The organism is Curtobacterium sp. PhB130 (assembly GCF_003755165.1).
Taxonomy (GTDB): domain Bacteria; phylum Actinomycetota; class Actinomycetes; order Actinomycetales; family Microbacteriaceae; genus Curtobacterium.
On sequence record NZ_RKII01000006.1, the window covers coordinates 464,919 to 485,589 of the forward strand.

At 67.8% G+C, this 20,671-nt stretch carries 17 protein-coding genes; 6 read left to right on the plus strand and 11 right to left on the minus strand.

Annotation, left to right across the window (positions count from 1 at the left end):
- Nucleotide 1: 1 nt before the first annotated feature.
- Nucleotides 2-568, minus strand: a complete 567-nt coding sequence (locus tag EDF24_RS02375) for an isochorismatase family protein (protein ID WP_123700991.1) — start codon at nt 566-568, stop codon at nt 2-4.
- Between the two features lie 75 nt (nt 569-643).
- Between EDF24_RS02375 and EDF24_RS02380 the strand changes: the two genes are divergently transcribed.
- Nucleotides 644-1,105 carry a MarR family winged helix-turn-helix transcriptional regulator gene (locus tag EDF24_RS02380; protein WP_123700992.1) on the plus strand — a complete coding sequence of 154 codons (462 nt, stop codon included), beginning with the start codon at nt 644-646 and terminating at the stop codon, nt 1,103-1,105.
- Nucleotides 1,106-1,135: 30 nt separating this feature from the next.
- On the opposite strand, the gene EDF24_RS02385 is transcribed toward EDF24_RS02380, so the two are convergent.
- From EDF24_RS02385 to EDF24_RS02405, 4 genes are all read right to left on the minus strand, one after another.
- The gene (locus EDF24_RS02385; protein ID WP_395867206.1) at nt 1,136-2,254 is read right to left on the minus strand and encodes an IS30 family transposase; all 1,119 of its coding nucleotides are present in this window, start codon (nt 2,252-2,254) and stop codon (nt 1,136-1,138) included.
- Nucleotides 2,255-2,431: 177 nt separating this feature from the next.
- A complete protein-coding gene (locus tag EDF24_RS02390) occupies nt 2,432-4,795 on the minus strand; it encodes an arylsulfatase (RefSeq protein WP_123700994.1) in 2,364 nt (787 codons plus the stop codon).
- 405 nt (nt 4,796-5,200) lie between these two features.
- Nucleotides 5,201-5,776, minus strand: a complete 576-nt coding sequence (locus EDF24_RS02400) for a PadR family transcriptional regulator (protein WP_185021539.1) — start codon at nt 5,774-5,776, stop codon at nt 5,201-5,203.
- Nucleotides 5,777-5,863: 87 nt separating this feature from the next.
- Entirely contained in the window at nt 5,864-7,054 is a 1,191-nt protein-coding gene (locus tag EDF24_RS02405) for a 4-hydroxybenzoate 3-monooxygenase (protein WP_123700997.1), read from the minus strand.
- 87 nt (nt 7,055-7,141) lie between these two features.
- On the opposite strand from EDF24_RS02405, the gene EDF24_RS02410 reads away from it, so the two are divergent.
- Complete coding sequence (locus tag EDF24_RS02410) at nt 7,142-7,930, plus strand: SDR family NAD(P)-dependent oxidoreductase (protein ID WP_123700998.1); 789 nt, start codon at nt 7,142-7,144, stop codon at nt 7,928-7,930.
- Between the two features lie 289 nt (nt 7,931-8,219).
- Here the strand turns inward: EDF24_RS02410 and dnaB are convergent, their stop codons facing one another.
- The 6 genes from dnaB to EDF24_RS02440 all read right to left on the minus strand — a co-directional run bounded on the left by dnaB (nt 8,220) and on the right by EDF24_RS02440 (nt 13,610).
- Nucleotides 8,220-9,587, minus strand: coding sequence for a replicative DNA helicase (gene dnaB / locus EDF24_RS02415; protein ID WP_123655006.1), 1,368 nt, complete (start codon nt 9,585-9,587; stop codon nt 8,220-8,222).
- 662 nt (nt 9,588-10,249) lie between these two features.
- Complete coding sequence (rplI, locus tag EDF24_RS02420) at nt 10,250-10,702, minus strand: 50S ribosomal protein L9 (RefSeq protein ID WP_123655007.1); 453 nt, start codon at nt 10,700-10,702, stop codon at nt 10,250-10,252.
- A gap of 14 nt (nt 10,703-10,716) precedes the next feature.
- Nucleotides 10,717-10,974 carry a 30S ribosomal protein S18 gene (rpsR, locus tag EDF24_RS02425; RefSeq protein WP_071278496.1) on the minus strand — a complete coding sequence of 86 codons (258 nt, stop codon included), beginning with the start codon at nt 10,972-10,974 and terminating at the stop codon, nt 10,717-10,719.
- 48 nt (nt 10,975-11,022) lie between these two features.
- Nucleotides 11,023-11,592 carry a single-stranded DNA-binding protein gene (locus tag EDF24_RS02430; RefSeq protein WP_123655008.1) on the minus strand — a complete coding sequence of 190 codons (570 nt, stop codon included), beginning with the start codon at nt 11,590-11,592 and terminating at the stop codon, nt 11,023-11,025.
- A gap of 3 nt (nt 11,593-11,595) precedes the next feature.
- Nucleotides 11,596-11,988, minus strand: a complete 393-nt coding sequence (gene rpsF, locus EDF24_RS02435) for a 30S ribosomal protein S6 (protein WP_123655009.1) — start codon at nt 11,986-11,988, stop codon at nt 11,596-11,598.
- A 191-nt stretch (nt 11,989-12,179) separates the two neighbouring features.
- Entirely contained in the window at nt 12,180-13,610 is a 1,431-nt protein-coding gene (locus EDF24_RS02440) for a CCA tRNA nucleotidyltransferase (protein ID WP_123701423.1), read from the minus strand.
- Between the two features lie 122 nt (nt 13,611-13,732).
- Between EDF24_RS02440 and EDF24_RS19345 the strand changes: the two genes are divergently transcribed.
- From EDF24_RS19345 to EDF24_RS02460, 4 genes are all read left to right on the plus strand, one after another.
- Complete coding sequence (locus EDF24_RS19345) at nt 13,733-17,731, plus strand: DUF6049 family protein (RefSeq protein ID WP_221181334.1); 3,999 nt, start codon at nt 13,733-13,735, stop codon at nt 17,729-17,731.
- Between the two features lie 93 nt (nt 17,732-17,824).
- Nucleotides 17,825-18,811, plus strand: coding sequence for a thioredoxin-disulfide reductase (trxB, locus tag EDF24_RS02450; RefSeq protein ID WP_123700999.1), 987 nt, complete (start codon nt 17,825-17,827; stop codon nt 18,809-18,811).
- A gap of 59 nt (nt 18,812-18,870) precedes the next feature.
- A complete protein-coding gene (trxA, locus tag EDF24_RS02455; RefSeq protein ID WP_017887828.1) occupies nt 18,871-19,197 on the plus strand; it encodes a thioredoxin in 327 nt (108 codons plus the stop codon).
- 165 nt (nt 19,198-19,362) lie between these two features.
- Nucleotides 19,363-20,667 (plus strand): PLP-dependent aminotransferase family protein, encoded by a 1,305-nt coding sequence (locus EDF24_RS02460; RefSeq protein ID WP_123655011.1) that lies wholly within the window; start codon nt 19,363-19,365, stop codon nt 20,665-20,667.
- Nucleotides 20,668-20,671 lie beyond the last annotated feature (4 nt).

Consider the following 20,671-nt stretch of genomic DNA (forward strand, 5'->3'; position numbering starts at 1 on the left):
CTCAGCGCGCGTCGAGCAGGGCGAGCACGTCGTCGGTCGTGCCGAGTTCCCCGATCTTCGGGAGCTGCAGCGAAACGGACGCTTCGTGTGCCTCGGCGGCATCGGTCATGGCGTCGGTGACGAACGCGACGTCGTACCCGAGCTCATGGGCGGACCGTCCTGTGGACTCGACGCCGGAGGAGGTGGCGACCCCGACCAGGACGATCTGCGTGACGCCGAGGCTGCGGAGTCGGGCGTCGAGATCGGTCGAGCCGAACGCTCCGAGGGTGCGCTTCGTCACGGTGATGTCCGTGGGCTGCTGGTCGAGCTCGTCCAGCAGGCGGGTACCCGCTTCGGGGATCGTCTGCGATCCCGACAGGTTCATCGCCCTGGTGCGTTCCGTGCGGCCCGGCGCGGTCGCTGCGACGTTGACCAGCACGACGGGGAGCCGGCGCGCGCGGAAGGCTCGTGCGAGAGCTGCAGCGCGGGAGACGACCCCGTCGATCGGGTGCGCCGTCGGTTGGCCGAGGATCCCGGTCTGCAGGTCGATGACCACCAGGGCCGGCGTCGGGTCGAGTTCGATGCTCACGGGCTTCCTCCGAACAACTGTTGACTGAATCAACCATTTGTACCACGAATGATTAGCGGACGGTAGGATCGGCGCATGTCACGTGGCAACGGGAACCGCGCAGAGCCTCCACTTCCCCTTGCGTACCTGCTGAAGCAGGCGCACCTGCGTCTCGCTTCCCTCGCGGATGATGCACTCGCCGCGTCAGGCGTCGACCGGCGCGACTTCGGCGTCCTGCGGGCGCTCGCCACGACCGGCCCGCTGACCCAGCAGCAGCTCGGGAAAGAGGCGGGCGTCGATCCCGCGACCCTGGTGCGGATCATCGACGGGCTCGAGAGCAGAGGCCTCCTGACCCGGCGCCCCGACGCCGCTGATCGCCGGCGGAACCTGGTCGCGCTGACCGACGCGGGAGGGGAGTCCTGGGACAGTGCTCATGCCGCGTACTCCGAGGCTGAGCAGCGCTTCACTGCGTCCATGTCGAGCGGAGGCGCAGAGCGGTTGCGCCGGGAGCTCACTGTCTTGCTCGGGGTGGGTGTGGACGAAGTCCACTTGTCCTGACGTGAACAGCGTCGTTAGCCGATGGCGGTTTCAAGGGGTCGTTGCAACGGGTGGTTGTTTCGGGTCTGACAGTAGCTGCTCGAATGCTTCTGCCGGGGTGCGGTAGCCGAGCGTCTTACGGGGTCGGCCGTTGAGTTCAGCAGCGACGTCGCGGAGCCGTTCCGGGGTGTGGACGCTGAGGTCGGTGGATTTCGGGAAGTACTGGCGGAGGAGGCCGTTGGTGTTCTCGTTCGAGCCGCGCTGCCACGGCTTGTGCGGGTCGCAGAAGTAGATCGCGAGGTCCGTGGCGAGGGTGATGTCCTTGTGCCGGGCAAGCTCGGTGCCCTGATCCCACGTCAACGACCGGCGGAGATGCTCGGGCAGGGTCTGGATGGTGGGGATCATCGCGTCGCGGACGGCGTCGGCGCTGTGCCCGTTGGGTAGGTGCAGCAGCATCACGTAGCGGGTGGTGCGTTCGACGAGGGTGCCGTTGGCACTGCGCGCGTTCGTGCCGACGATGAGGTCCCCTTCCCAGTGGCCGGGAACGGCCCGGTCGTCGGCCTCGGCGGGGCGTTCACTGATCAGGATCATGTCGCGGATCTTCGACCACGACGCCCGCCGCGGCTCACGCCGGTGCCGGCGGATCGCACGGCCGGTGCGGAGGTGTTTGTGCAGGTCAGCGCGCAAGTGCCCGCGGCCCTGGACGAACAGGGACTGGTAGATCGTCTCGTGGGACACGTGCATCTCCGGCCGGTTCGGGAAGGACCGTGTCAGGTCATCACGGATCTGCTCCGGGGACCAGTTCCGCACCAACCGCAGCTCGACCTGCAGGGCGAGCTCGACCCGGTCCAGCTTCCGCGGTTTCGGCCGCCGCGCTCGGACGCGGCACCGCTTCTCGGCCGCGTATGGCCGGTAATCGCCGTTGCGGGTGCTGTTTCGAGCCAGCTCTCGACTAACCGTTGATGGCGCCCGCCCAAGTTCTGCTGCGATCTGGCGGATACCGACGCCAGCCAGGCGCAGGTCAGCGATCCGGAGTCGATCCTTCTCGCTCAAGTACCGGCCAGAACGAGGTGTCCGCTCGAACGGGTTCTTCCCGCGGGCGGCTTTGAACCATCGGTATCCCTGACGTGGATGCACCCCGACAGCATCGCAAGCGACCGGCCTGCTCATGCCCTGTCCGAGTAGCTCCCAGAATCGTGCCTCTCGAGCACGCTGCTCCAGCCTGGATCCCATCTGCAACACTCCGAATCACGGGGGTGTTGCAACGACCAGCTGAACCCAAGGATCCTCCAGCGGACAAGCATCTGGAGGGATCGTGCTCACCAACCCTCCGAGTGGCACTGGCTGTCACTGCCGGGTGGTGATGATGCGCATGCGTTCTTCCGGACTGATGAGGTGGTCGGCGTCGTTGGCGTCGTCACCGAGGTCGATCTGGACGCGGTCGATGCTCCCGGTGAACACGCTCCCGCGGCTGTCGTAGTCGTCGCTGACCGGGGTGCCGGTGTCGGAGCCGACGTCCATGGTCTCGTCACCGGAGAAGGCCAGCGGCACCGTGGCATCGATGCGGCCGGAGGCGATCTGCGCGCCGTCGAGGTACAGGTCGACGGTCGCGCCCTTGCCCAGCCCACCACCGTCGTAGGTGAACTCGACGCGAACCTGGTGCGATCCCGCGGCGACGGCCGTGTCGGAGCGCACGTGCGTGCGTTGCATGCCGAACAGGTTGTAGCAGTACGCGGGACGGCCGTCGTGGAAGTAGATGCTCCAACCGCCGAACGCGCCGCCCTGCGCGATGACGACGCCGTTCGCGCCTGATTCTGGGACGGTGAGGTCGGCCGTGATCGCGTGGGATTTGTTCTTGACGTTGAGCACGACGTTCTCGGTGAGCCGGCCCATGCCGCCGAAGAGCACCTGTCGATTGCCGTGGATGAGGGTCGGCCGGCCAGCGAGGTCGGAGTTGAAGCGTTCGATGCGTCGGTCGTCGAGCGGGAACACCTTGTACTTCGAGGCCTCGAGCAGGAACTTCCGTCGAAGGTGCGCCAACCGCTCGGGATCGGTCGCGGCGAGGTCGTGCGCCTGCGTCCAGTCGTCGGGTCCGTAGAGTTCCCACACGTCGTCGTCGATCGGCGGCAGGGGTTTCCCCTGGTCCCAGGGAACCGAGTGCCGGGTCACGGCGGTCCATCCCTGGTGGTAGATGCCTCGGTTGACGAACATCTCGAAGTACTGCGTCCGGCGCCGCTCCGCCGCCTGGTCGTCGTCGAACGTGTAGGCCATGCTGACGCCCTCGTAGGGGTGCTGTTGCACGCCGTGCACGAAGGTCGGCTCGGGGATGCCCGCCATTTCGAGGATGGTCGGGGCGACGTCGATGACGTGGTGGAACTGGTGCCGGACCTCACCGGCTCGTTCGATGCCCTTCGGGTAGCGCACGATGGTGCCGGTCCGCGTCCCGCCCCAGTGCGACGCGACTTGCTTGGTCCACTGGTACGGGGTGTTCATCGCGTGTGCCCACCCCACCGCGTAGTGGTTGTACGCCGCCGGGGTGCCGAAGTCCTCGATCCGCTCGGCCATGAACTCCGGTGTCTGCATGGCGGTGGCGCCGTTGAGGTTGATCAGCTCGTTGAAGCAGCCGTTCACGTCTCCCTCCGCCGATGCGCCGTTGTCCCCGACGATGACGTACACGAGGGTGTCGTCGAGCACGTCGAGCTCCGCAAGGGCGTCGATGAGCCGTCCGACGTTGTGGTCGGTGTGCTCCAGGAAGCCCGCGTAGACCTCCATCTGCCGGGCGAGGACCGGCTTCAGGTCGTCGGGCATCTCGTCCCAGCTCGGGATCTGCTCGTGCCGTGCGGTGAGGTCGGCGGTGTCCGGGACCACACCGAGTTCCTGCTGCCGGGCGAAGGTCCGTTCCCGGAGAGCGTCCCAGCCGTCGTCGAACTGCCCCCGGTACTTCTCCGACCACTCCTTCGGCACGTGGTGCGGTGCGTGGGTTGCGCCGGGTGCGAAGTACGCGAAGAACGGTTTCGTCGGCATCAGCGCCTTTTGCTGCCGCACCCAGTCGATCGCGCGATCGGTGAGGTCCTCGGTGAGGTGGTAGCCCTCTTCGGGTGTCCGGTCCGGCTCGATGGGTGTGGTGTTGTGGTAGAGCGCCGGCGCGTACTGGTTGGTCTCGCCGCCGATGAACCCGTAGAAGTACTCGAAGCCGCCGCCGCCCGACGGCCAGCTGTCGAAGGGGCCCATCGGGCTCGTCTGCCACACGGGGACCTCGTGGCACTTGCCGAACTGTGCTGTGGAGTACCCGTTGAGCTTCAGGGTCTCCGCCAACGGCGCGCAGTCGTTCGGGCGGACCGAACTGTAGCCGGGAGCCGAGGTCGCGATCTCGGTGATCCCGCCCATCCCGACCGTGTGGTGGTTCCGCCCGGACAGCAGGGCCGCCCGCGTCGGCGAGCACAGCGCCGTCGTGTGGAACCGCGTGTACCGGAGCCCCTCGGCGGCGAGGCGTTCGAACGTCGGCGTCGCGATCGGGCCGCCGAACGCACTGGACGCGCCGAAGCCGCAGTCGTCGATCAACACGATGAGCACGTTCGGTGCCCCCTCCGGGGGCAGTAGCGGTTCGATCGGTGGGAACGCGGTATCGGGGTCCTTCGCGTCGTACGTCGCCGGGAAGTCCGGGGTACCGGCGGGAATCGGAAGCACCTGCCGCTGCGGTAATCCAGTCATCGGTAATCCTCCATGCTCGATCAAGAGCGGCACGAGCCGACCTACGACGAGGATGAGGCCAGACCACCAAAGCGGACTCACCCAGTACGGGCGAATCAAGCGTGAGGTGCAGCCGACTCAGCCGTCCCGGTAGCCGGTGGCTCAACGAACACGACCCGGCTCGCGTAGCTCTGCTGGTGGAGGATGCGTGCCGAGCGCGGCGGGGTAGCGCGGAGGTGCTCGCTCACGCGGCCCAGGAGGCGGGCGAGCTGCTCGGCGTCGTCGTCGCTGACCGCTGCGAAGAGGAGACCGTTGAGCGTGGCGATGTGTCCCGGGAAGACCGCCGCCCGGACATTGCGGCCCGTATCCGTGATAGCGACCATCGTGCTGCGCTCGTCGTCGGGCGAGGGAGAGCGGGGGAGTCGTTCACTTGCTGAAATTGTAGCTACCGGTCGTAAGGCGCTCGATGAGCGCTTCGACGTAGGCGCGTTCCCCGTCGATGCGGCTGGCGGCAAGACGGATGAACTCGGTCGAATGCACAGGCTTGTCCGGATCGATGGACACGTTCGTCTCGTCCTGACGGAAGGCGTTGAGCTGTTCTTTGAGGCCGGACGCGCGGTCTCGGAGCGCCATGATGACTTGGTTTCGAGGGAGGTCGACGAGGAAGCAGAGCGCAGCCATAAACGGGGCGGGGCGGTACGGGTCGATGTCTTGGAGTGCCGTCCCCAAGAGCTGGGTGAAGGCGATGTCGCCCTCGGAGGTGAGCGCGTACTTGGCGCTGGTCTTGTAGGCGCGAGAGCCCTTCTCGGCCGCTTCCGTGTCGAGGGCGACGAGGCCTTCCTTGTCGAGAGTGCGAAGTGCACCGTAGATGGATCCGGGGTTGACGCTGGCCCAGTCCTGGACCCCCCAGCCGGTGAGTTCGCGCATGATCGCGTACCCGCTGGCGGGCTGTTCTTGTCGGACGGCGCCGAGCACGAGGAGACGGGTCGGGTCGATGCTCATACTCGATGCTCCCATGTAGCGGCTTTGCCCCTCTCGCAGGGTTGGGTGGCGTTGCGACGAGAGGGGCGAGCGCTGAGGTAGTGGCGGCTAGTTGAGGCCGAGCTGGTACTCGGCGTGGAGGCGGGCAGCGGTGGGGGAGGCGTGCAGCTGGGCGAGCCTGGCGCGGGCTGTCATCTGCAGGAATGTGCCGTGCTGGGTGGGGTCGCCAGCGTTGTGCATGGTGTCCGTCATCCAAAGCGCAAAGTCCTGGTAGTTCCAGACTCGCTCGAGGCAGGTGTCCGAGTAGGTGTCGAGGGCTTCGGCGTCGCCATCGCGAACGGCGGCGACGAGGGCCAGGGCCAGGGTGTCGACGTCGAATAGGGCGAGGTTCATGCCCTTGGCGCTGGCAGGTGGGACAAGGTGTGCTGCGTCGCCGGCGAGGAACAGGTTGCGGTGTCGCATGGGTGCGTGGACGACGCTGCGGAGGGGCACGAAGAACTTCTCGTGTACCTCGGCGGCTTGGATGCTGTCGTCGTTCAGGCGCAGGCGGATCTCCTTCCAGATCCGCTCGTCGGGCCAGTCCTCGGCGGTGTCGCTGAGCTCGCACTGCAGGTAGTAGCGGCTGCGCTGTGGGCCGCGGGGAAGCTGTCCGACGAAGCCATGGTCACTCGGAGCCATGATCGCCGCCCCAACGACGGGCGCCTCGACGAGGACGGCGAGCCAGGCGTACCCGAATTCGTAGTGGTACGTCGTCAGGACTCCGTCAGGGATGGATGCGCGGCTGACGCCACGGTCCCCGTCGCTGCCGACGATGTAGTCGCACTCGATCTCGTGTCGCCCTTCGTCGTCCGAGAACGACACGGAAGGGCGCTGCCCGTCCTCGTTGCGCACGACGACGTCGGTGGTCTCGAAGCGGACGTCACCGCCCATCTCGTCCAGGAGCACGTGGAGGAGGTTGTTCACGAGCATCTGCTGCGTGCAGAAGCGGCTGGGCTGACGTCCTTCGACGTCGATCGTGAATACCTCCGGCACGCCGTTGACCCGGTAGTCGATCGTCTGCGCGACGGGCCCTGCGAGCAGTCGCTCGGCCAGTCCCCACCGCTCGAACATGTCCACGCCGCGCGCTTCGACCACGCCGGCCCGGTTGCGTTGCTCGATGTAGGCGCGGTCGCGGCGTTCGACCACGACGCAGTCCACACCGGACTGCGTCAGCAGCGTCGCCAGGGTGAGCCCCGCGACGCCGGCGCCGATGATGACGACTCGAGATGCCGTCTGGTCTTGCTTCTGGGAGTGATTCATGGCTGAATGTTCACACGTGAATATTGCGGATGTCAAGCAGCTGCCCGACGGGGCTGCCCCGCCAGACCAGCAGCCGAAGGAACTCACATGACGACGAAAACGATCCTGATCACGGGAGCGACAGACGGCCTGGGTCGCGCCCTCGCGCACGACCTCGCTCGGCAAGGGCACACGCTCCTGCTCCACGGCCGCAGTCAGCGGCGCCTCGATGAGGTGGCAAAAGCACTCCCGACCACGGTGCGCACGTATCGAGCGGACTTCTCCTCGCTTGCCGAAGTACGGAACCTGACGGACGCCTTGCTGTCTGCCGAACCACGCATTGACGTTCTGATCGCGAACGCTGGCATCGGGGGCGGGCCTCGACGCGAGAGCATCGATGGGTACGAGCTGAACTTCGCCGTCAATTACCTGGCCCACTACCTGCTGATCACCCAACTGCGAGAGCGCCTCGAGGCGTCGGCGCGGGCACGAGTCGTGCTGGTGAGCTCTATCGGGCAGGCGCCGGTCGACTTCGATGACGTCATGCTCGAAGACCGCTACGACGGGATGCGGGCCTACTGCCAGTCAAAGCTTGCGCAGGTCGCTTTCGGGATCCGCCTCGCACGCACGACGGATCCCGCGAACGTGACCGTGACGAGCCTTCACCCTGCGTCCGAGATGCCGACGAAAATGGTGGGCCGCCGCGACGGAGAACCCATCTCGCTCGGGGTTGCAACGACAGCCCGGCTCGCTCTTGCCCCGACACTTGAGGGCGTCACGGGGCTCTTCTTCGATCGACAGCGCCCCGCGGCACCGCACCCCTGGGCCCTCAATTTCGCAGTCCAGGAGCACCTGTGGACGGTGAGTGAACAGTTAGTCGGTCGATTCAGTGGCTAACGCGAGTGCCGATACGCCCGTCCGGTAGTCGGTCGTTCCGCGCACGTACGGATACCTGAAGGCCACCCTGACTCCTCCCGCCCTGGTCCGAGGCGAAGCCTGTCTCACTTAGGTGGTCCGCGAACTGTCTCACTTCACGCACGCCATACGAACGCCTCGCGACGCACGAAGAACTATCCGACCCCTAGCCAACGTGGCCCGTCCGTACTGCCAAACATCGTGTCCACGTCCGTATTTCAGACACGTTGAGTGGCAGTCGGACAAGTTAGCTGGCGGAAGACAAACACCCCTACTGCGGCATGTCGACGAACCGCGAGAACATCCCGTGGAACGCGACAGTGATGGTGTCCGTCGGCCCGTTGCGGTGCTTCGCCACGATGAGGTCCGCCTCACCCTGACGCGGGTTGTCCTTCTCGTACGCCGACTCACGGTGCAGCAGGATCACCATGTCGGCGTCCTGCTCGATGGACCCCGACTCACGGAGGTCGGAGATCATCGGCTTCTTGTCCGCACGCTGCTCGGGACCACGGTTCAGCTGCGACAGGGCGATGACGGGGACCTGGAGCTCCTTCGCCATGAGCTTCAGCGCACGGGAGAACTCCGAGACCTCTTGCTGGCGGCTCTCGACCTTCTTGCCGGAGGTCATCAGCTGCAGGTAGTCGATGACCACGAGCTTGAGGTTGTGCTGCTGCTTGAGTCGACGGCACTTCGCGCGGATCTCGACGAGCGTCATGTTGGGGGAGTCGTCGATGAAGAACGGGGCGTCGTTGATCCGCCCGCGGGTCTGCGCGATGGTCGTCCAGTCGCGGGAGTCCACGGTGCCCTTGCGCATGTTCTGCAGCGGGACGCTCGTCTCGGCGGAGAGCAGGCGCATCGCGATCTCGGCGCGCCCCATCTCGAGCGAGAAGAAGGCGGCGGTCTGGTTGTGCTTGACTGCTGCGGCGCGGCAGAGGTCGAGCGCCAGCGTGGACTTGCCGAGCGCGGGGCGGGCGGCGACGATGATGAGCTGCCCGGGGTGGAAGCCGTTGGTCAGGCCGTCGAGCTGTGCGAACCCGGTCGGCACGCCGGTCATCTGCCCGTCGCGGCCCTTCGCGGCTTCGATCTCGTCGATCGCGGCGGAGATGGCTTCGGTCAGGGGGACGTAGTCCTCGGTCTGGACACCGCCGGCGACGTTGTAGACCTCGGCCTGGGCGCTGTTGACGAGGTCCGTGACCTCACCTTCGGACGCGTAGCCCATCTGCACGATGCGGGTCCCGGCGTCGACGAGCCGCCGGAGGACGGCCTTCTCGGCGACGATCGCGGCGTAGTAGCCGGCGTTCGCGGCCGTGGGGACCATGCTCGTGACGCTGTGCAGGTACTCGGCGCCACCGGCACGGGACAGCAGGCCGGTCTTCGTCAGCTCGTCGGTGACGGCGATGACGTCGGTCGGCTCACCGTGGGAGTACAGCGAGAGGATCGCGTCGAAGATGACCTCGTGCTTGGGGATGTAGAAGTCCACGCCACGGGCGGTCTCGATGACGTCGGCGACGGCGTCCTTCGAGAGGAGCATCCCGCCGATCGTCGACTGCTCTGCCAAGAGGTCGTGCGGCGGGGTGCGCTCCATGCCACCGCGCTCCGCGTAGTCCTGCGGCGCCGGGTCCAGATGCGCGATCGACACACTTGCTCCTCTTGTTGGTCGTGCGGACACGAGCTCTCGCCCACACGGCTGTTCTACCCCGAGCGACCGACATCCCCGAGTCGCTGGGCCAAGCTACGGGGGGCAAGTTATCCCCAGCAAACGGGCCTGTGGATAACTCTGTGGACGAATCGCGGAACACGCCGGAAGTTCGTGTGGACAACTGTGGACAGGCATGTGGAGAACCTTGCCACCGAACACACTTTCGACGACTTGATCTGGGCTTTTCGTTTCCACACTGTGTGTGGACAACTGGGCTTCAAGGTGCAGTTGAAGGTTCCCGATTTGACGTTTCCACTGTGTAAAACGACTTGACAAACGTACCCGCCGGGGACAGCGTTCCCGGCTGGCTCCCAGCCACCCCCGAGCACGCGCAGGACGTAACCGGTCAGCCCAGCGCACCCCGAGCCTCCCGGCAGAAAACGGGGGAGAAGTAACCACCCAGCGCACGCGCACAACCACGCTCCGGAACCCACATGGGCGCAACGTGGGAGGTGCCGGACAGTGTGCCGCCCGGTGTCCGTCGCACGGCGTACGGAAGCTCGCACAGTGCCAGAAGCCCCTGGGTACAGCGAAAGGCGGGCCACCCCCTGAGGGGAGACCCGCCTTCCGAACGGAACCGACGCTGTCGGACCGACGCAGCCCTACTTGGCGGCGACGACCTTGAGCGAGATCACTGCGGTGATGTCCTCGCGCAGACGCACGGTGGCCTCGTGGTCACCGACGGTCTTGATGGTCGCGGGGACCTCGACCTTGCGCTTGTCGAGCGAGCCGACGCCCTGGGCCTCGACGGCCGAGGCGACGTCCGCCGGACGGACGGAGCCGAACAGGCGACCGTCCTTGCCGGCCTTGACGGACAGCTGGATGGTGGCGTTCTCGAGCTTCATCTTGAGGTCCTGTGCCTCTTCGATGGTGGCGAGCTCGCGAGCGGCACGGCCGGCGCGGATCGACTCGACCTGCTTCTCGCCGCCCTTGGACCACGCGACAGCGAAGCCCTGGGGGACGAGGTAGTTGCGGGCGTAGCCGTTCTTGACGTCGACGACGTCACCGGCGGAACCGAGGCCGGAGACCTCGTGGGTGAGGATGAGCTTCGACATGGTGATCCTCCTGATCAGCGGCCGGAGCCGGCGTAGGGGAGGAGCGCCATTTCACGGGCGTTCTTCACGGCACGGGCGATGAGGCGCTGCTCCTGGACGGAGACGCCGGTGATGCGACGGGCGCGGATCTTTCCACGCTCCGAGATGAACTTGCGAAGGGTCGCAACGTCCTTGTAGTCGATGACACCGACCTTGATGGACTTCGCGGGAGCGGCGTTCTTGCCGCCCTTGCCGCGAGGCTTGCGGCGGTCGCCGCTGCTCTTTCCAGCCATTGTGTTTTTTCCTTAGAGAAGAAGAAGTTGTGTTCTACCGCGAACGGATCAGAACGGGGTCTCGTCGTCGTAGGTGCCACCGGGGGTCGACCACACGTCGTTCGACTGTGCTCCACCACCCTGCTGCTGGCCACCCTGCGGGGACCACGGCTCGTCGGAACGGCCACCACCAGCAGCGTTGCCGCCGCCGTTGTTGCCACCGAAGTTGCCGCCGCCCGAACCGCCGCCGACCTGTCCACGACCGCCGCCGCCACCCGCTGCACGGGTGACCTGCGCGGTCGCGTACCGGAGCGACGGGCCGATCTCGTCGACCTCGAGCTCGATGCTCGTACGCTGCTGGCCCTCACGGTCCTGGTACGAGCGCTGACGGAGACGACCCTGCGCGATGACGCGCGAGCCCTTCGTCAGCGACCCCGCGACGTGCTCGGCGAACTCGCGCCACACGCTCGCACGGAGGAACAGCGCGTCGCCGTCCTTCCACTCGTTCGCCTGACGGTCGAACGTGCGAGGGGTGGATGCGATGGTGAAGTTCGCCACAGCGAGCCCGTTCTGCGTGTAACGCAGCTCCGGGTCAGCAGTGAGGTTCCCCACCACCGTGATGACGGTTTCGCCGGCCATCGGTTACTCGGCGCTCGCGGTCGCGGCGGCCGGGGCAGCAGCAGCGTTGGCTGCCTTGCGCGCGGCACGGGCCTCGTCGCGCTGCTTCTGGGCGGCGACCTGCGCGATGCCCTCTTCGGCGCGGAGGACCTTGGTGCGGAGCACGGCCTCGGAGAGACCGAGCTGGCGGTCCAGCTCCTTGGCGGCGTCGGACGACGACGTGAAGTTCACGACGGCGTAGAGGCCTTCGTTCTTCTTGGCGATCTCGTAAGCGAGACGACGACGACCCCAGACATCCACGTTGTCGACGGTGCCACCGTCGTTGCGGATCACTGCGAGGAACTTGTCCAGGCTGGGAGCGACGGTGCGCTCGTCGAGCTCGGGGTCGAGGATCGCCATCAGTTCGTACTGGTGCATGCGGAACCCACCTCCTTTGGTCTTGGCGGCTCCGGGCGGTTCCCGGAACAGGAGGGTTGATGCATGTGTGCCGGCACGCAGGTGCGTTCGGCACAACCCGGCAAGCTTAGCCCACGGCCGGGAGGCACGCCACCGGCCGGTGGAGAACCAGCGTCCGCAGGGAGGCCGGGTCCAGTGCCCCGGTCAGGGCGTCACGCGTCGCGCGCGGCCCACCACGCCCGCAGGCGCTCCTCGGCGAGGTCCGCCCCGAGCGGCCCCTCGTCCATCCGCGCCTCGAGCAGGAAGCGGTACGCCTCACCCACCGCACGCCCCGGCGGGATGTCGAGGATCCGCATGATGTCGTCACCCGTCAGGTCCGGGCGGATCGAGTCCAGTTCCTCCTGCTTGGAGAGGACGTCGATCCGGTCCTCCAGGTCGTCGTACGCGAACGCGAGCCGGTCGGCCTTCCGCCGGTTCCGCGTCGTGACGTCGGAGCGGGTGAGCTCGTGCAGGCGCTCGAGCTGGGGACCGGCATCCCGGACGTAGCGGCGGACGGCCGAGTCGGTCCAGGCGCCGTCGGTGTACCCGAAGAAGCGGAGGTGCAGCTCGATCAGGCGGGCGACCGCGGCGATGGTGTCGTTGTCGAAGCGCAGCGCACGAAGCCGCTTCTTCGCGAGCTTGGACCCGACCAGGTCGTGGTGGTGGAAGCTCACCGCACCGCCGGGCTCGAGCTTCCGCGTCGCCGGCTTCCCGATGTCGTGCAGGAGCGCCGCGAGCCGCAGCACCGTGTCCGGGGCCTCGCCGGCGTGCCGCTCGTGCTCGTACCCGATCGCCTGGGTCAGCACGGTGAGCGAGTGCTCGTAGACGTCCTTGTGGTGGTGGTGCTCGTCGATCTCGAGGCACATCGCGGGGAGCTCGGGCAGGAACCGCTCGGCGAGCCCGGTGTCGACGAGGAGACGGAGCCCGGGCACGGGGTCGTCCGTGTTGAGGAGCTTGACGAGCTCGTCACGGACGCGTTCGGCGGAGACGATCTCGATCGAGTCGGCGAGCTCCGTCATCGCGGCCCGGACGTCGTCGGCGACCGTGAACCCGAGCTGCGCCGTGAACCGCGCGGCCCGCATCATGCGCAGGGGGTCGTCGCGGAAGGAGACGGTCGCGGTCTGCGGCGTGCGGAGCCGTCCGGCCAGCAGGTCCTCGACGCCCCCGTGCACGTCGACGAGTTCCCGCGCGGGCAGCCGCAGTGCCATCGCGTTGACCGTGAAGTCGCGCCGGAGCAGGTCGTCCTCGATGGTGTCGCCGAACGCCACCTCGGGCTTCCGGGTCTCGCCGTCGTAGACGTCACTGCGGTACGTGGTGATCTCGACCTGCTCGCCCTCGATCCGGGCGGCGATCGTGCCGAACTGGCGCCCGATGTCCCACGTGGCACTCGCGATCGGCTCGACGATGCCGAGGACCACGTCCGGACGCGCGTCGGTGGTGAAGTCGAGGTCGGTCACCGGGCGACCGAGGAAGGCGTCGCGCACCGGACCGCCGACGAGCGCGAGTTCGTGCCCGGCATCCGCGAAGGCGCGGGCGAGGACGGCGACGGGCGCGGTGGCGGCGAGTGTGTCGAGACGTTCGACGGCCTGGGCAACGGACTGCATGACGGTCTCGATCATCCCAGATCGACGCCGTCGGTTCTCCACGACACCGTGGTCACGCCGGTCTCTCATGGTCCGGCCTCATACACTCGTCCGAGGTCTGCTCCGATCACGGACCCTCCAGCATGCACATTCTCCGCACCTCGCTCGCCGCCGCCGCGTCCGCCCTGGTCGCCCTCGGTCTCGTCGTCACGCCCGCGTCGGTCACCGCCGCGCAGGCCACGACCACCTCCTCCGCGACCACCCGTCTCGCGCACCCCGCCGCGTCCCAGGAAGGCAAGGCGTCGATCGAGATCGTGCCGTCCGGCCGCGGGATCCTGCAGCCGGACCAGGACCTCTCCCTCACGCTGACAGTCACGAACGACACCGACGCGGACCTGCCGGCCGGCAGCGCCGAGCTCGACATCTTCCGGCAGTACGCGGGCACCCGCGACGTCCTCAGCGACTGGCTCGCCGACACCAGCACGACCGGTTACCTCGGTGCCCCGATGGACACTGTGGACGTCCCGGCCGTCCCGGCGCACCGATCGGTCACGCTCGACGACGTCACCATCGTCTCGGGCAACGTGGCACTCGGCGGGTACACCTCCTTCGGTGCCCGACGCATCGCGGCGGACTACACGGCCGGCTCCACCTCCGCCGTGGACCGCTCGGCGATCACCTGGTACCCGGACTACGAGCAGACCCCGGTCGGCGTCTCCGTCGCGATGCCGATCACGATGCCCGCGAACGCCGACGGGGTGATCGGCGCGAAGGACCTCGCCGCCGCCACCTCCGTCGACGGCACCCTGACGCAGCAGCTCGACGCCGCCCAGGACCACAACGTGGCGCTCGGCATCGACCCGCGCATCATCGCCTCCATCCGGATCCTCGGCGAAAACGCGCCGTCCTCGGCGACCGCCTGGCTCGACCGACTGCAGCGGATGCGCAACGAGACCTTCGCGCTCTCCTACGCCGACGCCGACGTCACCGGTCTCCGCCAGGCGGGCGCTTCGGGCATCCTGTCGCCGATCTCCCTCGACCAGTACGTCAAGACGGAGAACTTCCCGGGCGCGACGACGCCGTCGCCCACCGCGACGAACACGCCGAGCGCGACGACCCCGGCAGCGACGGCGACGCCGGACTCGAACCCGACGACGGACGCCCAGGACGAGCCGGACGACACCGTCCAGACGCTCCCCACCACGGCCTCGCTGCTCGACTTCCCGTACTCGATGTCGTCCATCGCGTGGCCTTCGGACGGCACCGTCGCGACCGACGACCTCGGCGCCCTGGCCACTGCCGGCACGAAGTCCACGATCGTCTCCAGCGGCAACACCTCCGCCGGTGCCGCCACGACGGTCACCGCGTCGGAGAAGATCGACGACCACCAGGTCCTCGTCTCCGACCAGGGCATGTCGACCCTGCTCCGCGACGCGGCGGCGGCGTCCACGCAGCGTGCCTGGTCCGGCGCGATGAGCGAGCTCACCGCGACCCTCGCCACGGCGTCCCGGCAGGGCGGGACGACCGGTCCGGTCCTCCTCACCCTCGGCCGTGACTGGCCGACGGACTCGGCGCGGCTCAGCCAGGCGCTCGACGCGCTGGAGAGCACCGCGTGGGTCTCCCCGTCCGACCTCTCCACCGCGGCCGCGGTCACCCCGGGGTCCCTCACGCTGAGCAGCTCCTCGGACAGCAAGGCGCGGCTCGACCAGCTCCGTCGCCTCGTGCAGTCCGAGCGCAACCTCACCGACTTCGCCTCCGCGATCGAGAACCCCGCCGACCTCACCGCACCGGCCCGCCTGACGACCCTCGCCGCGTCCTCGAACGCGTGGCGTGACGACGACGACGGCTTCGTCCATGCGGTCGACGCCCTGGTGGCCAAGTCCGCGAAGACCGTCTCGAGCGTCGGCATCCTCGACGGCAGCAGCATCACCCTGCTCGGCGACCGGTCGTCCCTGCCGATCTCGATCCGGAACCGCTCGGAATACCCGGTCACGGTGTTCCTGACCGTGCAGCCGTCGAACTCGTTCCTCCGCATCGAGAAGAACGCCGTGAAGGTGACGGTCCAGGCCGACTCCTCCAGCCGCGTGACCTTCCCCGTGCAGTCCGTCGCGAACGGCAAGGTCGAGCTGACGATGTCGCTCACCAGCGCGACGGGTGTCCGGATCGCGGACCCCGCCACCGTCGAGATCAACGTGCAGGCGCAGTGGGAGACCTTCATCACCGCCGCTGCAGCGATCGCCGTCATCGCGATCTTCGGTCTCGGCATCTTCCGCAACGTCCGCCGCCGCATCCGGCGCCGCCGGAACGGCGAGCCGGAGGAAGAGGACGAGGACCCGAACCGCCTCTACGTGGAGACGCCTGCTGCGGAGGAGACCCCGCCGGGAGGCCCGGATCACCTCCCCGGGTCCGCCACCGCTCTCGCCGTGGCCGGGTCCGGTACCTCGCTCGCCGCCGCCCAGGAGCCCACCATCAGCACCACACAGCCCGAACCCGACGTCGACGCCGAGCCGGTCGTCGAACGGAGCCTCGGGCGAGCGAGCGCGATGCTCGCCGCCGGGACCATGCTCTCCCGCGTGCTCGGGTTCGCGAAGACCTTCGTCCTGGCGTTCGCGATCGGCCAGTACCAGAGCCCGTCCGCCGACGCCTTCGCCATCTCGAACCAGCTCCCGAACAACATCTACGCGCTCATCGCCGGCGGGCTCCTGTCGGCCGTGCTCATCCCGCAGATCGTCCGGTCGATGAAGCAGCACACCGACGGCGGGACGGCGTACGTCAACAAGATCGTGACGCTCGGCGGCTCGCTCTTCGTCGTCATCACGATCATCGCGACGTGCTTCGCGCCGTTGCTCGTGCGCATCTACAGCTCACAGTCGACGACGGGCAAGGGGCTCTCGCCGGAGGCCTTCGACCTCGCGGTGCTCTTCGCGTTCTGGTGCCTCCCGCAGATCCTCTTCTACGCGATGTACTCGCTGCTCGGCGAGGTCCTCAACGCACGGCAGGTGTTCGGTCCCTTCACCTGGGCGCCGCTCATCAACAACGTGATCAGCATCGCCGGACTCGTGGTCTTCATCGCCCTGTTCGGCGACCGCACCGTGAACTCGGCCGCAGACGACTGGACCCCGGTGAAGATCGCGGTCCTCGCCGGCAGCGCGTCGGTGGGCGTGCTCGCCCAGGCCGCCTTCCTGCCGTTCTTCTGGCGCCGCGCAGGGCTGACGTTCCGTCCCGACTTCCGGTGGCGCGGCGTCGGCCTGAAGTCGACCGGGACGGCCGCGGGGTGGCTCTTCGCGATGATCCTCGTCACCCAGCTGGCGGGCATCGTGCAGTCGCGTGTCGCGTCCCTCGGCAGTGGCAACGCCGGCAACGCGGTGCTGCAGAACGCCTGGCTCCTCTTCATGCTGCCGCACTCGATCATCACGGTGTCGATCGCGACGGCGTACTTCACCCGCATGAGCCACGACGCCGAACGCGGCGACCTGGACGCTGTCCGACGGAACCTCTCACTGTCCCTGCGCATCGTCGGCCTGTTCACGGTCTTCGCCTCGATCGCACTGATGGTCGTGTCCGTGCCCTTCGGCCGCATGTTCGCCAACACGTTCGACGGCGCGCTCTCGATCGGGGCCGTGCTGCTCGCCTACATGCCCGGCCTGGTGCTGTTCAGCATGCTCTTCATCATCCAGCGCGTCTTCTGGGCGATGCACGACCACCGCACGCCGTTCCTGATGCAGCTCGTGCAGTCGGGCCTGTTCATCATCGGTGCCCTGGCCGTGACGACGCTCCCGAGCCACTCGATCGGCGTCGCGGTCGCCGCGTGCACCACCCTGGCCGGCTCGGCGCAGACGATCGTCGCGCTCGTGATCGTCAAGCGCCGGCTGCACGGCATCGACGGCCCGAACGTGACCCGGTCGCACGTGCAGTTCATCATCGCGGCACTCATCGCCGGGGTCGTCGGGCTCCTCGTGGCGAACTTCTTCGGCGCCTTCTCGGCGGACGGCTTCGCGATGTCCGACTTCACCGGTGCCCTCATCACGGTCGTGCTGTCCGGCGTGGCGATGGTGCTCGTCTACTTCGGGGCCCTCGTCGTCGCGAAGAACGGCGAGATCCGCGGCGCCGTCGACATGCTCAAGGCGCGCCTCGGCCGCTGACTCGCACGTCACCGCACGTTCCCGGGTGCTGCGGAATGGCACGCCGGTAGCATGTGTTGACCCGGTCAGAAGCAACGGAAGGGCACTGAAGGCATGCGCCAGCTCATCATCATCGGTTCCGGCCCGGCCGGGTTCACCGCCGGCATCTACGCCGCGCGGGCCCAGCTCAAGCCGCTCATCGTCGCGTCCAGCGTCGAGACGGGCGGCGAACTCACGAAGACGACCGAGGTCGAGAACTTCCCGGGCTTCCCGGAGGGCATCCAGGGCCCCGACCTCATGATCAAGATGCAGGAGCAGGCCGAGAAGTTCGGTGCTGAAGTCCTGTACGACGACGCGGTCTCCGTGGAGCTCACCGGCGACGTCAAGAAGGTCACGGTCGGCTCCGGCGAGACGTACGAGGCCCTCGCGGTCATCTACGCCACCGGCTCGGCCTACCGCCAGCTCGGCCTCGCCGACGAAGAGCGCCTGTCCGGCCACGGTGTGTCCTGGTGCGCGACCTGCGACGGCTTCTTCTTCCGCCAGAAGAACATCGCCGTCGTCGGCGGTGGCGACTCCGCGATGGAAGAAGCCACGTTCCTCACCCGCTTCGCGGACAAGGTCACGGTCATCCACCGCAAGGACACCCTCCGTGCGTCGAAGATCATGCAGGACCGCGCGATCAACGACCCGAAGATCGAGTTCGCCTGGAACAAGGAAGTGGTCGGGATCACCGGCGCCTCCGCGGTCGAGGGCGTCACGCTCAAGGACACCGTCACCGGCGAGACCTCGGAGCTCGCGCTCGACGGCCTGTTCATCGCGATCGGCAACGACCCGCGCGTGCACCTGGTCCACAAGCAGCTCCAGCTCGCTCCGGAAGGCACCATCGCCGTCGAGGGCCGTACCTCGAAGGCCGTCGGCGTCCCCGGTGTGTTCGTCGCCGGTGACGTGCTCGACCACACCTACCGTCAGGCGATCACCGCTGCCGGCTCGGGAGCGGTCGCCGCACTCGACGCCGAGAAGTTCCTCGCCGACCTCGACGACACCCTGACCAGCGCTGCCGAGGGCGAGACCCCGGCCGAGCCCGTCACCATCTCCGCGTAGGGAATGGTCCGGCGCCCGTCGCCGTTCCACCCACCGAACGACTTCTCGAAGGAGTACACATGTCCAACGCCAAGGCAGTCACCGACGCCACCTTCTCGGACGAGGTCCTGAAGTCCGACAAGACGATCCTCGTCGACTTCTGGGCAGAGTGGTGCGGCCCGTGTCGCGCCGTCTCGCCGATCCTCGACCAGATCGCCGAAGAGCACGCCGGCAAGATCGAGATCGTGAAGCTCAACGTCGACGACAACCCGCAGTCGGCCATGAACTACCAGATCACGTCGATCCCGGCGATGAAGGTCTTCAAGGGCGGCGAGGTCGTCAAGACCGTCATCGGTGCCAAGCCGAAGCCGGCCCTCGAAGCCGACCTCGCGGAGTTCCTCGCGTAGGCACCCGCTGCACCGACTCGAACGCCCCGTCCTCCATTCCATCGGAGGGCGGGGCGTCCGTCCGGGGACGGGGCCACCGGTTCCGGATCGGCCCTCGTCACCGTGCCCGGGTTTCCGGGACGGATGTCGTACTGTGGCTGGAATGCCGAGTGAACGGAGCCCTCGATGACCAACGGCAACAGTCTCGACCCCTGGTACGACTCCTACGCCCAGCGCACCGCCGGGCTGAGCGCCTCCGAGGTACGAGCGCTGTTCGCCGTCGCGTCGCGGCCCGAAGTGGTCTCGCTCGCCGGCGGCATGCCGTTCGTCTCCGCGCTCCCGCGTGAGCTCGTCACGGGCTCCCTGGACCGTGTGATGGCGGAGGACGCCGCGATGGCCCTGCAGTACGGCGGGGGACAGGGTCTGCGGGCCCTGCGCGAGCACATCGTCGACGTGATGTCCCTCGAGGGCATCCGTGCCAGCGCCGAGGACGTCGTGGTGACCACGGGCTCGCAGCACGCGCTCGACCTCGTCACGCGGCTGTTCATCGACCCGGGCGACGTCGTCCTGGCCGAGTCCCCGTCCTACGTCGGCGCCATCGGCGTGTTCCGGTCGTACCAGGCCGAGACCGTCCACGTGACGACCGACGAGCACGGGCTGGTGCCCGAGGCGCTGCGCGAGACGATCGCGAACCTGCGCGCCGCTGGCAAGCGGATGAAGTTCCTGTACACGATCCCGAACTTCCACAACCCCGCGGGCGTCACGATGAGCCGCGAGCGCCGCATCGAGGTGCTCGACATCTGCCGCTCGAACAACATCCTGGTGCTCGAGGACAACCCGTACGGGCTCCTCTGGTTCGACGAGCCGGCCCCACAGGCCATCCGGTCCATCGACGACGAGGGTGTCGTGTACCTCGGCTCCTTCTCGAAGACCCTGGCGCCGGGCTTCCGGGTCGGGTGGGCCCTCGCGCCGCACGCCATCCGCGAGAAGCTCGTGCTCGCGAACGAGTCGGCCGTCCTCGCGCCGAACTCGTTCGGTCAGTACGTCGTCAACGCCTACCTCGACGCGGCGGACTGGCGTGGGCAGATCGACACGTTCCGCGGCATCTACGCCGAGCGCCGTGACGCGATGTTCCAGGCGCTGGGGGAGTTCCTGCCCGACCTGACCTGGACGCGGCCGAACGGCGGCTTCTTCGTCTGGCTGACCTTGCCGGAGTCCCTCGACTCGAAGGGCATGCTCCCGCGCGCCGTGAAGGAACTCGTCGCGTACACCCCGGGGACCGCGTTCTACGCGGACGGTCGGGGTGCCCAGCACATCCGCCTCTCGTTCTGTTACCCGACGCCCGAGCAGATCCGTGTCGGCGTCAAGCGCCTCGCGAACGTCGTCAACGACGAACTCGAGCTCATCGAGACGTTCGGTCCGAGCACCCGGCCGAACTCGGTGGTCCGCCAGACCTCTTCGGTCAGTGGACCGCCGCCGAACATCTCCTGATCAG

Excerpts from the sequence above, each read along its gene's own strand:
- EDF24_RS02380 (WP_123700992.1), top strand. The coding sequence starts at position 644 with ATGTCACGTGGCAACGGGAACCGCGCAGAGCCTCCACTTCCCCTTGCG.
- EDF24_RS02385 (WP_395867206.1), bottom strand. The coding sequence starts at position 2,254 with ATGAGCAGGCCGGTCGCTTGCGATGCTGTCGGGGTGCATCCACGTCAG.
- EDF24_RS02390 (WP_123700994.1), bottom strand. The coding sequence starts at position 4,795 with ATGACTGGATTACCGCAGCGGCAGGTGCTTCCGATTCCCGCCGGTACC.
- EDF24_RS02400 (WP_185021539.1), bottom strand. The coding sequence starts at position 5,776 with ATGAGCATCGACCCGACCCGTCTCCTCGTGCTCGGCGCCGTCCGACAA.
- EDF24_RS02405 (WP_123700997.1), bottom strand. The coding sequence starts at position 7,054 with ATGAATCACTCCCAGAAGCAAGACCAGACGGCATCTCGAGTCGTCATC.
- EDF24_RS02410 (WP_123700998.1), top strand. The coding sequence starts at position 7,142 with ATGACGACGAAAACGATCCTGATCACGGGAGCGACAGACGGCCTGGGT.
- rplI (WP_123655007.1), bottom strand. The coding sequence starts at position 10,702 with ATGTCGAAGCTCATCCTCACCCACGAGGTCTCCGGCCTCGGTTCCGCC.
- rpsR (WP_071278496.1), bottom strand. The coding sequence starts at position 10,974 with ATGGCTGGAAAGAGCAGCGGCGACCGCCGCAAGCCTCGCGGCAAGGGC.
- EDF24_RS02430 (WP_123655008.1), bottom strand. The coding sequence starts at position 11,592 with ATGGCCGGCGAAACCGTCATCACGGTGGTGGGGAACCTCACTGCTGAC.
- rpsF (WP_123655009.1), bottom strand. The coding sequence starts at position 11,988 with ATGCACCAGTACGAACTGATGGCGATCCTCGACCCCGAGCTCGACGAG.
- EDF24_RS02440 (WP_123701423.1), bottom strand. The coding sequence starts at position 13,610 with ATGCAGTCCGTTGCCCAGGCCGTCGAACGTCTCGACACACTCGCCGCC.
- EDF24_RS19345 (WP_221181334.1), top strand. The coding sequence starts at position 13,733 with ATGCACATTCTCCGCACCTCGCTCGCCGCCGCCGCGTCCGCCCTGGTC.
- trxB (WP_123700999.1), top strand. The coding sequence starts at position 17,825 with ATGCGCCAGCTCATCATCATCGGTTCCGGCCCGGCCGGGTTCACCGCC.
- trxA (WP_017887828.1), top strand. The coding sequence starts at position 18,871 with ATGTCCAACGCCAAGGCAGTCACCGACGCCACCTTCTCGGACGAGGTC.
- EDF24_RS02460 (WP_123655011.1), top strand. The coding sequence starts at position 19,363 with ATGACCAACGGCAACAGTCTCGACCCCTGGTACGACTCCTACGCCCAG.